Here is a 14357-nt window from a genome sequence, read left to right on the forward strand (position 1 = left end):
AACTTACTCCTGAGAAGGACGTGGGCGGGTAAAGAGACGCTTCACCAGCACAAAGAACAGCGGGACGAAGAACACCGCCAGCAGCGTCGCCGTCAGGGTGCCGCCGATAATCCCGGTACCGATCGCCACGCGGCTGTTGGCCCCGGCGCCGGTAGCAATGGCCAGCGGCAGTACTCCGGCGATAAATGCCAGCGAGGTCATGACAATCGGGCGCAGACGGGTCTGCGCGGCGCGGATCGCCGCCCGCGAGAGCGAATAGCCCTCATCCACCGCGGATTCAGCGAATTCAACGATAAGAATGGCGTTCTTCGACGACAGGCCAATGGTCGTCAACAGCGCCACCTGGAAATAGACGTCGTTACTTAAGCCGCGCAGCGTGGCCGCCAGCGCCGCGCCAAGCAGGCCTAACGGGATGACCATGATCACCGAGAACGGCACCGACCAGCTTTCATACAGCGCCGCCAGGCACAGGAACACCACCAGAATCGAAATGGCGTACAGGCTCATCGCCTGGCCGCTGGCCAGTTTTTCCTGCAGCGAAATACCGCTCCATGCCCAGGTGGAACCCGCCGGCAGGCTATCGGCCAGTTTTTCCATTTTGTCCATTGCCGCCCCTGAGCTGAAGCCCGCGGCGTTTTCCCCCTGGATCTCAAAGGCGGCTGAGCCGTTGTAGCGTACCAGGCTTTCCGTCCCGTATTCCCAATGGGTGGTGGCGAACGCGGTGAACGGCGTCATGCTGTTATCGCTGCCGCGGACAAACCATTTACCAAGATCGGAGGGCACAGCGCGCGCGTCGCTCTCGCCCTGGATGTAGACCTTTTTCACCCGGCCGCGATCGATAAAGTCGTTGACGTACGTGCCGCCCCAGGCGCTGGAGAGCGTATCGGTCACGTCGCTGAGCGACAGCCCCAGCGAGACGGCTTTGTTGTTATCGATATCCACCTGCAGCTGTGGCATTTGTGGCAGATCGTTGGCGCGAACCGATTGCAGTTCGCCGCTCTGATTGGCTGCGGCCAGCAGTTGGCTGCGCAGCTTCATCAGGCTATCGCGATCGGTACCCCCGCTGGCCATCAGCTCGAAAGTGAAGCCGTTACTTTGCCCAAGGCCGTCCACCGATGGCGGCGTCATGGCGAACAGGGTGGCGTCGCGGATCGCGCCCAGCTCTTTGTTGGCGCGCAGCGCAATGGCTTGCGCGGTATTTTCGTCGCCTTTGCGCTGCGACCAGTTTTTCAATGAGACGAAGGCCATACCGGCATTCTGACCGCTGCCGCTGAAACTGAAGCCGTCGACGGTGAAGATAACCTCGGTATTGGCTTTCTCTTTGGTGAGGAACCAGTCGGTCACCTGACGGCGCACCTCGGCGGTACGCACCGCCGTCGCCCCGGCAGGCAAGGTGTACTGGACCATGATTTCGCCCTGATCCTCCACCGGCAGGAAGCTGCCCGGCAGTTTCCACATCGCCAGCGCCATCGCCCCGCAAATCAAGGCGTAAGCGCCCATCATCACCGCGCCGCGGCGTAGGCCGCCGAGTACGCGACGCTGGTAGCCCTCTTCTGTACGCCCCCACAGGCGATTAAAGGCGCCGAAGAAGCCTTTGTCATGAGGTTTGGAGTGGCTTAGCAGCGCGCCGCACAGCGCCGGAGTGAGGGTTAACGCTACGACCACCGACAGCATCATCGCCGAGATGATCGTCACCGAGAACTGGCGATAGATTACCCCGGTCGAGCCGCCGAAAAAGGCCATTGGCAGGAATACCGCCGACAGCACCAGGGCGATCGCCACCAGCGCGCCGGAAATTTCGCCCATCGATTTTTCGGTGGCTTCGCGGGCGGGCAACCCTTCGTCGCGCATAATACGTTCGACGTTTTCCACCACCACAATGGCATCATCCACCAGCAGGCCGATCGCCAGCACCATGGCGAACAGCGTCAGGGTATTAATGGAGTAGCCGAACAGCGCCAGCACCCCAAAGGTGCCAAGTAACACGACCGGTACCGCTACCGCCGGAATGAGCGTCGCGCGGAAGTTCTGCAGGAACAGATACATTACGCAGACCACGAGAATAATCGCTTCAAACAGGGTATGGATAACATCCTCGACCGAGATTTTGATGAACTCGGTGCTGTCTTTCGGGTAGGCGATATCGTAGCCCTGCGGCATTTGACGCTGGAATTCAGCGATTTTGCTTTTCACCAGCGTTGCGGTATCCAGCGCGTTGGCGCCGGGTGCCATCATCACCGCAATCCCGGCTGCGGGGTGGCCGTTCAGATTAGCGGTAGCGGTGTAATCCTCGCTGCCCATCTCCACCCGCGCGACATCGCTCAGGCGCACCACTGAACCGTCTGACTGGCTCTTTACAATGATCGCTTTGAACTGGTCAGGTGTTTGCAGCCGCGACTGCGCACGCACGGTAGCGGTCAATTGCTGGGCATTGGACGACGGTAGCGCGCCGATTTTACCCGCGGAGACCTGCACGTTCTGCGCCTCAATCGCCGACTGTACGTCGGAAGGCATCAACGAGTAAGAGGCGAGTTTGGTCGGGTCCATCCAGATGCGCATCGCGTATTCGGCGCCGAATACCTGCAGGCTGCCGACGCCCTCCACGCGCGCCAGCGGGTCCTGCATATTGCTGACCAGCCAGTCGGAGATATCAGAACTGGTGGCGCGGTTGGTTTTGTCATACACCGCGAGGATTAACAGGAAACTGCTTTGCGATTTTTCTACCGTTACGCCAGATTGCTGTACTTCACTCGGCAGACGCGATTCCGCCTGCTGCACTTTGTTTTGTACCTGTACCTGAGCGGTATCCGGATCGGTTCCCTGCTCAAAGGTGACGGTAATACTCACCGTACCATCCGAACTGCTGGTGGAGGTGAAATAAAGTAAGTTATCCAGTCCGGTGAGCTGCTGCTCGATAACCTGGGTGACGCTGTTTTCCAGGGTTTCTGCGGAAGCTCCGGTATAGGTAGCGGATATTTTGACCGCCGGCGGGGCGACGTCCGGATATTGCCCCACCGGCAGCGTGCGGATCGCCAGCGCCCCGGCAAGCATGATAAGGATAGCGATCACCCAGGCAAAGACCGGGCGCCGTACGAAGAAACGGGAGAACATCAGGCATTGCCTCCGTTATTTTTGACGGCAACGGCCTTCACCGCTTGTCCGGGGGATACTTTACCGGTGCCTTCGACAATCAGCTTGTCGCCCGCTTTCAGACCGCTCAGCACCAGCCATTTATCGCCGTAGGTATCGCCGGTTTGCACGGTACGCTGCTCAACGTTGTTGTCGGCATCGACAACCAGCGCCGTGGCGTCGCCTTTGGCATCGCGGGTAATACCCTGCTGCGGCGCGAGGATCGCGTCGTTCATGATGCCTTCATCGATACGCGCGCGGACAAACATCCCCGGCAGCAGGATGTGCTGCGGGTTGGGGAAGATGGCGCGCAGGGTCACCGAGCCAGTGGATTCATCGACGGCGACTTCGGTGAGCGCCAAATGCCCTTTTTCGGGATAGGTACTGCCATCTTCAAGGGTTAACGTCACGCTGAGGGTATCGCTGTTGCTGGCCAGGCTCTGCCTGCGTAAACGCAGGAGATCGACACTGGATCGCGTCAGATCGACATACATGGTGTCGAGGCCGCGGATCGTCGCCAGCGCGGTATCCTGGTCTGCAGAGACCAGCGCTCCCGGCGTGACCGAGGAGATGCCGATGCGCCCGGCAATCGGCGCGGTGACGGTGGTCCAGTTCAGGTTGATGCGCGCGCTCTCAAGCGCCGCTTTTTTCGACTCCACACTGGCCTTGTCCTGGGCGCAGGCGGAGGCAGCGTCGTCGGCATCCTGGCGAGAGACGCCGTTATCTCTGACCAACGACGCGTAGCGTTGGGCTTTCTGGCAATCAGAGACCACCAGCGCCTGTGCCTGCTTCAACGCGGCCGCCGCTTCGTTCCAGGCGGCGCGATAACTGGAGGGATCGATCTGGTAAAGGGCCTGCCCGGCCTTCACCATATCGCCTTCGGTAAACAGGCGCTTCTGAATGATACCGCCGACCTGCGGACGCACTTCGGCGCTGAGCGAGGCGGTCGTGCGGCCAGTCAGTTGACTGACAACCGGCACCGGCTGGGCTTGCAGCGTTACAATTCCCACCTCCGGCGTGGGTTGTTGCGGCGCAGTTGTCTGCGCATTATCGCATCCGCTCAGGAGAAATAATGCTGTCGCGATGGGGGCTATGATGTGTTTCATTTTATTTTCTCAAGATGTAAGACGTCCCCCCGTGAATTAAATCGCGAGGAAAAGATGGGCGCTGCGACATTTTCGTCTCAATGAAAATATCGAAATGGAGCGTAGATGTTCCTTAACACTATTATTATTGTGGGGATTCTCAGCCCGCCCTTTCGAAAGTCATGGAAAGGTTATTTCGCTTACTTTGAAGGTCAAAATTAAGACAAAAAATAGTGGAGAAAATAAGAATATTTTGTGAAAGTCAGGAGAGGAAAATATAACGATAGCCTGTGCAACTGGAGAAACTTAATGGGTCTAATAATTACAAAAAGCATTAATCCCGACGATCAACAAGAATTGCTGGCAGGCCTGCGTGAATACAATTCACGCTACCTCGACCCGACGCAGTTTGGCGATCTGGGCATTTACTCCCGCGATGAGCAAGCGGTGATGCGCGGCGGGCTTATCGCCAAACGCAAAGGCAACTGGCTGTGTATCGAATACCTGTGGGTGAGCGAAGAGATGCGCGGCAACGGCCTGGGCCGCGAGCTTATGCAGGAGGCAGAACAGCAGGCGCAGGCGTTGGGCTGCAGTCATTTGCTGGTCGATACCTTTAGCTTCCAGGCGCTGCCGTTTTATCAGAAATTAGGCTATCAGTTGCAGATGTCGCTGCCCGATTTCCCGCACGCGGGTATGCAACGCCACTATTTATCGAAGACGCTGTAACGATAACCGTGGATAAGGCGCGACTTTTGCGCCGGATGGCGGCTACGCCTTATCCGGCCTACAGTTCTTTGGTAGCCCGGACAAGGCGCAACGCGCCGCCTCCGGGAAAATCCCTGCGCCAGGAGAGCCATAAGGCAGAAGCAGTGTCGGCATCTGAATTAACACAACATCACGTCTTAACCGCCAACCCCGTGGCCCATTAATGCCAGCGCGTGGCTAACAATGGTCTGCCGGGTTATCGCCTGTAAACGCGGGTCGCTATGGATGCGCGAGAACGGCACCAGCACCAGGCTAATCACCGTGGTAAACAGCAGTTCCGGCGCCAGCGCCGGGTTAATTTTCCCCTCCTGCTGCCAGCGGCGAACCGTCTCCAGCATCACCTGAAAACGCTCCTCGCCGAAGCGCGCATCCATGTGCTGGCGCAGCATCGGCATCTCGCCGATGATCTCCTGCATCCACAGCGGCGCGAACCAGGCATTTTGCTCCGCCATGTCCGCCAGCGTCTCAACCATCATCGTCAACGCCGTCACCGGATCCTGCGGATGGTCGACAAAAATGCGGCTGATATCGTTACGCAGCGGCATAAAGCGCTCTTCCAGCAAATTCTCAATCAGCGCTTCCCGCGACGTAAAATAGTAATTCAGCATCGCCGGCGTCACCCCGGCCTCTTTGGCAATGGCATTTAGCGACACGCGGGCCGCGCCGTGGCGAGCAAACAGCGCCAGGGCGATATCTATCAACTGCTCGCGGTTAGCGGTTCCCGGCTTTTTACCGCGTGGCCGACCGGGGCGGCGCGGCGCTTCATTAGCTTTTAGTGCTGGCATATGCTGGCGATCTCTTGACCCGATTCATCATTTCCCTAAATATTAATTATGCATTTAATTAATTTCAAGCGAGTGATGCAATGACATCTGAAGTCGCAAACCAACCGGCGCCCTCAATCCGCCTGCTGTTCAGCGCCCTGCTGCTGGTGATGCTACTGTCGGCGCTGGACCAGACCATTGTCTCCACCGCCTTGCCTACTATCGTTGGCGAGCTCGGCGGGCTGGATAAACTTTCGTGGGTGGTCACCGCCTATATCCTCAGCTCGACCATCGTAGTGCCGCTGTACGGTAAATTCGGCGATCTTTTCGGGCGCAAAATCGTGCTGCAGGTGGCGATCGTGCTGTTTCTTGCCGGTTCCGCGCTCTGCGGGCTTGCGCAAAACATGACGCAATTAGTACTGATGCGCGCGCTGCAGGGGCTCGGCGGCGGCGGCCTGATGGTGATCAGCATGGCGGCGGTCGCCGACGTTATCCCACCCGCCAACCGTGGGCGCTATCAGGGGCTGTTCGGCGGCGTCTTCGGCCTGGCGACGGTTATCGGCCCGCTGATCGGCGGTTTCCTGGTACAGCACGCCTCGTGGCGCTGGATTTTCTATATCAACCTGCCGCTGGGTCTGTTCGCGCTGCTGGTGATCGGCGCGGTATTCCACAGCAGCAACAAACGCAGCCAGCATCAGATTGACTGGCTGGGGGCGATTTACCTCAGCATGGCGCTGTTGTGCATCATCCTGTTTACCTCGGAAGGCGGCAGCGTCCATGCGTGGAATGACCCGCAGCTGTGGTGCATTCTGGCCTTCGGCATCGTGGGGATCATCGGTTTTATCTACGAAGAACGGATTGCCGCCGAGCCGATTATTCCGCTGTCGCTGTTCCGCAACCGTAGCTTTCTGCTGTGCAGCCTGATTGGCTTTGTTATCGGCATGTCGCTGTTCGGTTCGGTCACTTTCCTGCCGCTCTATCTGCAGGTGGTGAAAGAGGCGACGCCAACCGAGGCCGGGTTACAGTTAATCCCGCTGATGGGCGGCCTGCTGCTGACCTCGATCATCAGCGGCCGGGTGATTAGCCACACCGGGAAATACCGGATTTTCCCGATTATCGGTACCCTGCTCGGCGTGACCGGCATGGTGCTGCTGACCCGCATCACCATTCATTCGCCGATGTGGCAGCTTTATCTGTTTACCGGCGTGCTCGGCGCGGGTCTGGGGCTGGTGATGCAGGTACTGGTGCTGGCGGTACAGAACGCGATGCCGGCGCAGATGTACGGTGTTGCCACTTCCGGCGTGACCCTGTTCCGCTCGATTGGCGGCTCCATCGGCGTGGCATTGTTCGGCGCGGTCTTTACCCATGTGCTGCAAAATAACCTGCAGAAACTGCTGCCTGAGGGCGCGGTGCTGCCGCCAGCCATGAATCCGGTGGCGGTACAGCATCTGCCAGCGGCGATCCGTCTCGATTATCTCGACGCCTTCGGCGCGGCGATCCATGCGGCATTCCTGATGGCGGCCTGCATTATGGCCGTCGCGTTTGTCCTTTCCTGGCTATTGAAGGAGGCGCCGCTGAAAAGCGCGGCGCATTAAGCGGCCCCGGCAATGCGTAGCAAGGACTGGCGCAGCGCCGGCGCGGCAAAATCGATAAATTTCCGCAGCTTAAGCGGAGCCAGCTCCCGCGCGGTATATAACAAATGAACCGGCGCGGGCTCCGGCTCGACGCTTTCCAGCAGCAGACGCAGTTCCCCACAGCGCAGACCATCCAACGCCTGATAGTGCAGCAAGCGGGCCACCCCAACGCCCAGTCGGGCGGCATCGGCGGCGCTCTCCGGCGTGGTGACGGCCAACACCGGCGGCAGATTAATCAGCTGATCTTCCCGTTCAACGGCGCGAAAGCGCCAGCCACGATAGGGCATCGGCGATTCAATACGGATGATCGGCAACGCCGCCAGATCGCGCGGACGCTGCGGTTCGCCGTATTTGGCCAACAGCGCGGGATGGGCGCAGGCCACAATACGCATCGCGCCCAGCCGGGTCGCCACCATGCTGCTATCAGCCAGTTCGCCAATCCGTACCGCCAGATCGATATGGTCGCCGACCAGATCGGCATTACTATCGCTAAGTAACAAACGTACGCGAATTTGCGGATAACGGGCGATAAATTCACTAATTACTGGCAGAACGTGCTGGCGACCAAACATCGTCGGCGCGGAGATCACCAGCTCGCCCTTCGGCTCCTGGTATTCACCCGTTGCCCGGCGTTCGGCGTTTTCCACCTCTTCGAGGATCCGCCGCGCAGCGGCGACATAATCGACGCCGGCATCAGTGAGGGTGAGTTTACGGGTGGTGCGCGTCAATAAACGGACTCCCAGCGCGCTCTCCAGCTCGCCGATATTACGGCTCACGGTCGTTAGCGGCATATTCATCGCCCGCGCCGCCGCCGACATACTGCCCAGTTCAGTGACTTTCACCAGCAGCGCCATAGCGCTTAATCGGTCCATTATTCTCCCGTTATCTGGAAAGATGATTACCAGATAAGCAGTATTATCATTTTTCACAGCACAGTCCATGATAGCCCCCTACCTTCAGGAGGCGTTATGGCAGCAACCTTTCTCGATATCGCTATCACCCCGGATGTCATGGATGTGCAACATGAAATGGGCAGCGACCAGCTGTGGCAAACGCCGCACAGCCGCCGTCAGGCGGATCGCTTCGGCGCTAGCGAAGAAGGGATGATCGCTACCCGCGACAGTTTTTATCTGGCGACGGTGTCGCAAAGCGGCTGGCCCTACATTCAGCATCGCGGCGGCCCGCCGGGTTTTCTGCGCCTGCTGGATGACGCCACGCTGGCCATGGCCGATTTCGGCGGTAATCGCCAGTACATTACCACCGGCAACCTGCGCGGCAGCGACCGGGCCTGCCTGTTTTTGATGGATTACCCGCGCCGTGCCAGGCTGAAGATCTACGCTACCGTCGAGGTGCTGGCGGCGGAAGAGCAGCCTGAGCTGCTGGCGTTAGTGACGCCGGCAAACTATCGCGCCCGCATCGAACGCCTGTTTCGTTTTCATCTGCAGGCTTTTGACTGGAACTGCCCGCAGCACATTACGCCGCGCTACAGCGCACAGCAGGTCGCGGAATACAGCCAGAGCCTGCAAGAGCGTATTCATGAACTGGAGCAGGAGAATCAGCGCCTGCAGCATCAATTATCCCCAAAAGGAGAGTCCTGATGAGCGAACAACGTCCCCCGTTACCGCCGTTCACCCGCGACAGCGCCGTGCAGAAGGTGCGCGCCGCAGAAGATGGCTGGAACAGCCGCGATGCGCAAAAAGTCGCGCTGGCTTATACCGTGGATAGCGAATGGCGCAACCGCAGCGAATTTGTCCACGGACGGGGGCAAATCGTGGAGTTTCTGCAGCGAAAATGGCGTAAAGAGCTGCAATACCGGCTGATTAAGGAGCTATGGGCGTGGCAGGAGAATCGCATCGCCGTACGCTTCGCCTATGAGTGGTGCGACGACAGCGGCAACTGGTTTCGTTCGTACGGCAATGAAAACTGGCAGTTTGATGAGCACGGCCTAATGTCCACGCGCTACGCCTGCATTAACGATTTGCCGATCGCGGAAAGCGAGCGCCTGTTCCACTGGCCCCAGGGTCGCCGCCCTGACGATCATCCGGGGCTAAGCGAACTGGGACTGTAAACAGGCGCGCGACGACGGGTTAATCGGCTTTCGGGAAGTCCACTACCGTGTCGTTAACCCGGTTTACCATGTTGGTGAACAGGATGGCGCTGACGGCGCTGATGATCTCAATCACCTGCTGGTCGCTAAAACCGGCGTGACGCAGCGCGGCGACGTCCGCTTCCGGCAGCGTACCGGTGGTGGTCACCAAGGTTTGGGCGAATTTCGCCAGCGCGTCCAGGCGCGCATCTTCCGTATACTCGCCGCGGCGCAGGGCGTGGATTTGCTCGCCGCTGAAGCCCGCTTTTTTGGCCATCAGGGTATGGGCGGCCAGGCAGTAATCACAGCCGGTCGCTTCGCTGACCGATAAATTAATCGCTTCCAGCTCCTGCGCGCTAAGGCTGCTTTTATGCAGCATCGCGTTGTGCGCCAGCGCCTGCTGGAGCGCCGCCGGCGAGTGGCCGCCGATGGTCAGATAGGCATTCGGCACTTTACCCATCGCTTTTTTAATTCCGGCGAAAATATCGGCGGCTTTACCGGTGGCATCTTGTTCACGGATATCGGCTAAACGGCTCATGGTGTACTCCTGTTATTTGAGGGTATGTTGTGGCAATGGAGACATCTTAGTGGTCGGCGACGTGCTAGACTGGCGCTCTTCGTCTCATTTTTTTGTCTTATCGTCTCAGGAGTCGCATGGATAGTTTGAGCCATCTGTTGACGCTGCTGGCCCCGCGTTGCGAAGTGAATCTGCATTGCCGTTTCGGCGGCCGCTGGCAGGCCGGACACGATCAAATGCGAGCGGGCGTGGTGCCGTGGCACTTTGTGTTGCGCGGCGAAGGGCGCCTAACCGTCGGTCATCAAACCCGTCACATGCGCGCCGGCGACGTGATCTTGCTGCCGCACGGTTCGCCGCATCTGATGGAGAGCCTGGTGGAGTGGGGCCAGGTACTGCCCGTCGCCCATCGCTTTAACGGCACGCTAACGGAAGTGCGTACCGCCGTGGAAAGCGACGCGCTGGAGATGCTGTGCGGCGAGTTTTACTTCGGCCCGCACGTCAACTGGCTGTTCGCCGAAGAGTCGGCGCTGATCCATTTACATACCGATGAGCGCGAAGATTGCCCGGAACTGGATATTTTGCTTAACGTGCTGGTGCGCGAAAGCCTGGCGGAACATCCCGGCGGCAGCGCTATCGTACGCAGTCTTGGCGATACGCTGCTGGTACTGCTGTTACGTACCCTGCTCGGCGCGCAGGAGCCGCCGGGCGGCCTGTTGCGCCTGATGAGCGATACGCGGCTAATGCCGGCCGTTCTCGCGGTGCTGGCCGCGCCGGAACAGCCGTGGACTATCGAGAGCATGGCGGCGCGGGCGTTTTTATCGCGCGCCACCTTCGCCCGCCATTTTGCCCGCGTCTATCATCTGACGCCGCAGGCGTGGCTGTCGCAGCTGCGGATGGCGATGGCCGCTCGCCTGCTACATCTCGATCGCCAGGCGCGGCTGGAAGTGATTGCCGAACGCTGCGGTTTTCAATCACAGGCTTCATTTGCGAAAACCTTTAAAAAACACTACGGCATGACGCCGGGCAAGTGGCGTCGGCAGTAAAACACGCGCCGCGTCGCCGCCGTGCTATGATTCCTGCTTTGCGCTATTTCACGCGAGGGAAAAATGGGTTCCAGCAAAAGAGGGATGTTGAACGTATTGATCGCCGCCGTCCTGTGGGGCAGTTCCGGGGTCTGCGCGCAGTACATTATGCAGCAAAGTCAGATGTCATCGCCTTATCTGACCATGATCCGCCTGCTGTTCGCCGGGCTGATTTTGCTGATGCTCGCCTTCGTTCACGGCGACAAAATTTTCCGCGTCATGCAAAACCGCAAAGATGCCCTTAGCCTGCTGTTTTTCTCGCTGGTCGGCGCGTTAACCGTGCAGTACACCTTCCTGATGACCATCGAGAAGTCGAACGCCGCCACCGCCACGGTGCTACAGTTTTTATCGCCGACGATTATCGTCGCCTGGTTCGCGCTGGCGCGTAAGGCCCGGCCCAGTCCCTTTGTGCTGCTGGCGATTGGCACCTCGCTTGCCGGCACCTTCCTGCTGGTCACCCACGGCAACCCGACCTCGCTCTCCATCTCGCCGGCGGCGCTGTTCTGGGGGATCGCCTCAGCCTTCGCGGCGGCGTTTTATACCACCTATCCCTCAACGCTTATCGCCCGCTACGGCACGCTGCCGATCGTCGGCTGGAGCATGCTGATTGGCGGGGCGATGCTGTTGCCGTTTTATGGCAGCCAAAGCGCGAACTTTGTGGTGAACGGCCGTCTGCTGCTGGCGTTTTTCTATCTCGTGGTGATCGGTACCTCGCTGACCTTCAGCCTGTATCTCAACGGCGCCCAGCAGATTGGCGGCGCGAAAGCCGGGATCCTCAGCTGCGCCGAGCCGCTGAGCAGCGCCCTGCTCTCTCTATTGCTGTTGGGCATTACCTTTACTCTTCCGGACTGGCTGGGGACGCTGTTGATTCTCTCTTCGGTCATTCTTATCGCAGTGGATTCCCGGCGGCGGGTACGCGCGGCGTAATAGCAATCGTCTGATTTTAAACAACAAAAAGTGTCTAACATTTGCGCAATTCACCTGCTGCGCATATAGTTGACTGAAGCGAAAAGTGAAGGAGAAACGCCATGAAAGCGTGTTGGATGTTGTGTCTGGTTACTGCCCTTAGCGCCAGCGCGGCGTGGGCCGAATCGCCGCTGCAAAGCCTGCAGTTTGAGCAGCAAAAACAGCAGGTGTTGAAAGCGGTGAAGGAAAAATGCGCCCCGGCGAGCACCCTCAGCGATACCGATTTCGCCAATAAAATCCTCGCCTCGAAAGACAACCAGAGTTACGTTCGCGAAGCGACGCTGGCGAAAGAGCGCAATAATCAAAAAGGCTATCTGGCCGCCATTGATAAAATTCGCTGCCCGGGGAAGTAACGGGCTGAATTATCAGGAAAACCGTTGCCACTCCAAATTATCCTGACCTGAGTTCGGTACTTCGCCGGACTCAGGCTTTACGTCCCATGAGGGCGTTACCCTCACCGTATCTCCTAAATAATATGTTTTATCGCGATGAGCTATCAGAGGCCGCCAGGTAGCGATCGTGTCAGTATAAGTGTAAGCTCCACATATCTGCTCACTGGAGATCTCATCATGACTGTAAAACGTAAAACGCAAAACGTGACCGTCACTCTCGAACGGGATTTACTCAATCGTGCGCGCGAAGCCGGTGTAAATATGAGCGCTACATTAGCCGCAGCGCTTGATGCTGAGCTGAAAAAACATGCTGCCCTGCGTTGGCGAGAAGCTAATGCTGAAGCAATAGCTGCAATGAATGCTTTAGGGGAAGAGACCGGATGCTTTTCTGATGAATATCGGAGTTTTTGACAGTGCAATATTATGTCTACAGAAGTACCAGTAAAAACCCGGCCTTCCCACTTTTAATTGATGTTACCAGTGACATTATTGGCGACATTAATCGCCGCTTAGCGATCCCGTTAATGCCCGTTGAGCGACTCGGTGTTAATCCCGCTCCGGAGCGTTTAAACCCGATACTGGCTTTGGTTGACGGGAAAAAATACGTTTTGATGACACACGAAGCGGCAACCATTCCTGTTAAAGCCTTAGGAGTCGAGTTTTGCGATGCGAGCGGATACCGCAACGCTATTAAAGGAGCGCTCGATTTCATGCTTGATGGCATTTAGACACGCATATTTAGAATATCTCCGCACCTCTAGGGAATAATTAAGTCGCCGCGCAGCAGGCTGCCGCCGGGCTGCGGGCTTTTCTCGATCAGCCAGTTGACGATCCGCGAAGCCATCGCATCCATCGAATACTCAATCGCCGGGATGGTTGGAATACCCGGCATCTGCAGCGAACCCGCGAGACTGAAGACCATCACCTTTTCCGGCACCGCGCGGTTAAACGCCTGCAGCTGCGGCACTACCCGCTGCGCCTGCAGTTCATCGCTCACCAACAGCGCATTAAAGTTCAGGGTAGTGGCGTTATTCATCAACTCCTGCACCGCCACCGACGACGAGGCGCAGTCCAGGAAGACCAGGTTGCGATTAAACGGCAGGAAGTTCTTCTCCAGCGCATGCTTATAGCCCAGCAGCACCTGGTCGGCAAAGCCGCTCCCCTGCGGATGGATCAGCGCAATCTGCCGCCGCCCCTGATTAATCAGATAATGACACGCGGTTTCCGCGGCGAAGGCGTGATCAAACTGAATACTGTTCTCGCCATCGCTTTCCAGACAATCAATCAGCACCACATCGGGGCGCTCGATCTGCAGCGGAAAGCGCGCGCCGATGATCAGCACGTCATCGCACAGGCCACAGGTGAGTTCATCCAGCGCGCTTAATACGTCGCCGCGGTTATTGGCGAAGCGCAGCAGTAGATGCTTCTGATGCTGGCTGAGCTGTTTTTCCAGGGCGTAGAGATAGCTGGTGGTCTGATTGATGTTGTCCTGCGCGCAAATCACGCCGATACAGCCCGTCGACTGGCTCAGTAAGGATTGGGCAATCATATTGGGCCGGTAGTTCAGCGTTTCCGCCGCCTGAAGCACCGCCTGGCGGCTGGCCTCTTTTACCCCGCGCGAACCGCTCAGCACGCGCGAAACCGTGGCTTTCGATACCCCGGCTAACCGTGATACATCATTGATTGTCGACATCTTTTTTCCCCTGGCAGGTGCGGCTTAGCCCCTGTAACGCTGTGTCCTGAATCGCTTCAATTATAACCAGCGGCAGTATAGCCGTTTCCTTTTTTATTTGGAAACCGATTTTCCATTTCGGCAAAAAACCACGCCAAATCGACATTATTTTGTGAGCGAAATCTAATTAGTAAGGCCGCTAACGGTGAGTTATTGACCGCGCTCACAGTTCTGTTTTTTATAAATGGAAACCGGTTTCCGTCTG

At 58.0% G+C, this 14357-nt stretch carries 15 protein-coding genes; 9 read left to right on the forward strand and 6 right to left on the reverse strand.

The window, feature by feature from the left end; all coding sequences use genetic code 11:
* Positions 1-3 precede the first annotated feature (3 nt).
* Both eefB and eefA read right to left on the reverse strand, forming a co-directional pair.
* Positions 4-3111 carry a multidrug efflux RND transporter permease subunit EefB gene (eefB, locus tag ABLV17_RS02805; protein WP_308958092.1) on the reverse strand — a complete coding sequence of 1036 codons (3108 nt, stop codon included), beginning with the start codon at positions 3109-3111 and terminating at the stop codon, positions 4-6.
* On the reverse strand, positions 3111-4235 hold the full coding sequence (eefA, locus tag ABLV17_RS02810; protein ID WP_308958091.1) for a multidrug efflux RND transporter periplasmic adaptor subunit EefA: 1125 nt from the start codon (positions 4233-4235) through the stop codon (positions 3111-3113). The genes eefB and eefA overlap by 1 nt, the downstream gene beginning before the upstream one ends.
* A 288-nt stretch (positions 4236-4523) precedes the next feature.
* Here eefA and ABLV17_RS02815 point away from each other — a divergent pair, with 288 nt between their 5' ends.
* Positions 4524-4940 carry a GNAT family N-acetyltransferase gene (locus ABLV17_RS02815; RefSeq protein ID WP_308958090.1) on the forward strand — a complete coding sequence of 139 codons (417 nt, stop codon included), beginning with the start codon at positions 4524-4526 and terminating at the stop codon, positions 4938-4940.
* A 176-nt stretch (positions 4941-5116) separates the two neighbouring features.
* On the opposite strand, the gene ABLV17_RS02820 is transcribed toward ABLV17_RS02815, so the two are convergent.
* The gene (locus ABLV17_RS02820) at positions 5117-5764 is read right to left on the reverse strand and encodes a TetR/AcrR family transcriptional regulator (protein WP_308958089.1); all 648 of its coding nucleotides are present in this window, start codon (positions 5762-5764) and stop codon (positions 5117-5119) included.
* Positions 5765-5844: 80 nt separating this feature from the next.
* On the opposite strand from ABLV17_RS02820, the gene ABLV17_RS02825 reads away from it, so the two are divergent.
* Positions 5845-7338, forward strand: a complete 1494-nt coding sequence (locus tag ABLV17_RS02825; RefSeq protein WP_221695112.1) for an MDR family MFS transporter — start codon at positions 5845-5847, stop codon at positions 7336-7338.
* Here ABLV17_RS02825 and ABLV17_RS02830 read toward each other — a convergent pair.
* On the reverse strand, positions 7335-8306 hold the full coding sequence (locus ABLV17_RS02830) for a LysR substrate-binding domain-containing protein (protein WP_308958088.1): 972 nt from the start codon (positions 8304-8306) through the stop codon (positions 7335-7337). The genes ABLV17_RS02825 and ABLV17_RS02830 overlap by 4 nt on opposite strands.
* A 39-nt stretch (positions 8307-8345) precedes the next feature.
* Here ABLV17_RS02830 and ABLV17_RS02835 point away from each other — a divergent pair, with 39 nt between their 5' ends.
* Both ABLV17_RS02835 and ABLV17_RS02840 read left to right on the forward strand, forming a co-directional pair.
* Complete coding sequence (locus ABLV17_RS02835) at positions 8346-8975, forward strand: pyridoxamine 5'-phosphate oxidase family protein (RefSeq protein ID WP_063447230.1); 630 nt, start codon at positions 8346-8348, stop codon at positions 8973-8975.
* Positions 8975-9445, forward strand: a complete 471-nt coding sequence (locus ABLV17_RS02840) for a nuclear transport factor 2 family protein (RefSeq protein WP_087858902.1) — start codon at positions 8975-8977, stop codon at positions 9443-9445. The genes ABLV17_RS02835 and ABLV17_RS02840 overlap by 1 nt, the downstream gene beginning before the upstream one ends.
* A 19-nt stretch (positions 9446-9464) precedes the next feature.
* On the opposite strand, the gene ABLV17_RS02845 is transcribed toward ABLV17_RS02840, so the two are convergent.
* Entirely contained in the window at positions 9465-10001 is a 537-nt protein-coding gene (locus tag ABLV17_RS02845; RefSeq protein WP_113374077.1) for a peroxidase-related enzyme, read from the reverse strand.
* 116 nt (positions 10002-10117) lie between these two features.
* On the opposite strand from ABLV17_RS02845, the gene ABLV17_RS02850 reads away from it, so the two are divergent.
* The 5 genes from ABLV17_RS02850 (at position 10118) to ABLV17_RS02870 (ending at position 13148) form a co-directional block, all read left to right on the forward strand.
* On the forward strand, positions 10118-11023 hold the full coding sequence (locus tag ABLV17_RS02850) for an AraC family transcriptional regulator (RefSeq protein ID WP_271032689.1): 906 nt from the start codon (positions 10118-10120) through the stop codon (positions 11021-11023).
* A gap of 63 nt (positions 11024-11086) precedes the next feature.
* Positions 11087-11989, forward strand: a complete 903-nt coding sequence (locus ABLV17_RS02855) for an EamA family transporter (protein WP_045375196.1) — start codon at positions 11087-11089, stop codon at positions 11987-11989.
* A gap of 101 nt (positions 11990-12090) precedes the next feature.
* Positions 12091-12381: a YicS family protein gene (locus ABLV17_RS02860; RefSeq protein WP_015703867.1), complete on the forward strand. Its 291-nt coding sequence runs from the start codon at positions 12091-12093 to the stop codon at positions 12379-12381.
* Between the two features lie 216 nt (positions 12382-12597).
* Positions 12598-12831, forward strand: a complete 234-nt coding sequence (locus ABLV17_RS02865) for a type II toxin-antitoxin system CcdA family antitoxin (protein ID WP_045390507.1) — start codon at positions 12598-12600, stop codon at positions 12829-12831.
* A gap of 2 nt (positions 12832-12833) precedes the next feature.
* Complete coding sequence (locus tag ABLV17_RS02870; RefSeq protein ID WP_047078232.1) at positions 12834-13148, forward strand: CcdB family protein; 315 nt, start codon at positions 12834-12836, stop codon at positions 13146-13148.
* 29 nt (positions 13149-13177) lie between these two features.
* On the opposite strand, the gene ABLV17_RS02875 is transcribed toward ABLV17_RS02870, so the two are convergent.
* The gene (locus ABLV17_RS02875; protein ID WP_308958087.1) at positions 13178-14113 is read right to left on the reverse strand and encodes a LacI family DNA-binding transcriptional regulator; all 936 of its coding nucleotides are present in this window, start codon (positions 14111-14113) and stop codon (positions 13178-13180) included.
* Between the last annotated feature and the right edge of the window lie 244 nt (positions 14114-14357).

It is taken from the genome of Klebsiella sp. CN_Kp091 (genome assembly GCF_040065095.1).
Taxonomy (GTDB): domain Bacteria; phylum Pseudomonadota; class Gammaproteobacteria; order Enterobacterales; family Enterobacteriaceae; genus Klebsiella; species Klebsiella aerogenes.

What these genes read in the sequence shown, in the direction of transcription:
- ABLV17_RS02835 (WP_063447230.1), top strand. Translation starts at nt 8,346, where the DNA reads ATGGCAGCAACCTTTCTCGATATCGCTATCACCCCGGATGTCATGGAT.
- ABLV17_RS02865 (WP_045390507.1), top strand. Translation starts at nt 12,598, where the DNA reads ATGACTGTAAAACGTAAAACGCAAAACGTGACCGTCACTCTCGAACGG.
- ABLV17_RS02820 (WP_308958089.1), bottom strand. Translation starts at nt 5,764, where the DNA reads ATGCCAGCACTAAAAGCTAATGAAGCGCCGCGCCGCCCCGGTCGGCCA.
- ABLV17_RS02855 (WP_045375196.1), top strand. Translation starts at nt 11,087, where the DNA reads ATGGGTTCCAGCAAAAGAGGGATGTTGAACGTATTGATCGCCGCCGTC.
- ABLV17_RS02815 (WP_308958090.1), top strand. Translation starts at nt 4,524, where the DNA reads ATGGGTCTAATAATTACAAAAAGCATTAATCCCGACGATCAACAAGAA.
- ABLV17_RS02840 (WP_087858902.1), top strand. Translation starts at nt 8,975, where the DNA reads ATGAGCGAACAACGTCCCCCGTTACCGCCGTTCACCCGCGACAGCGCC.
- ABLV17_RS02845 (WP_113374077.1), bottom strand. Translation starts at nt 10,001, where the DNA reads ATGAGCCGTTTAGCCGATATCCGTGAACAAGATGCCACCGGTAAAGCC.
- ABLV17_RS02875 (WP_308958087.1), bottom strand. Translation starts at nt 14,113, where the DNA reads ATGTCGACAATCAATGATGTATCACGGTTAGCCGGGGTATCGAAAGCC.
- ABLV17_RS02860 (WP_015703867.1), top strand. Translation starts at nt 12,091, where the DNA reads ATGAAAGCGTGTTGGATGTTGTGTCTGGTTACTGCCCTTAGCGCCAGC.
- ABLV17_RS02825 (WP_221695112.1), top strand. Translation starts at nt 5,845, where the DNA reads ATGACATCTGAAGTCGCAAACCAACCGGCGCCCTCAATCCGCCTGCTG.
- eefB (WP_308958092.1), bottom strand. Translation starts at nt 3,111, where the DNA reads ATGTTCTCCCGTTTCTTCGTACGGCGCCCGGTCTTTGCCTGGGTGATC.
- eefA (WP_308958091.1), bottom strand. Translation starts at nt 4,235, where the DNA reads ATGAAACACATCATAGCCCCCATCGCGACAGCATTATTTCTCCTGAGC.
- ABLV17_RS02850 (WP_271032689.1), top strand. Translation starts at nt 10,118, where the DNA reads ATGGATAGTTTGAGCCATCTGTTGACGCTGCTGGCCCCGCGTTGCGAA.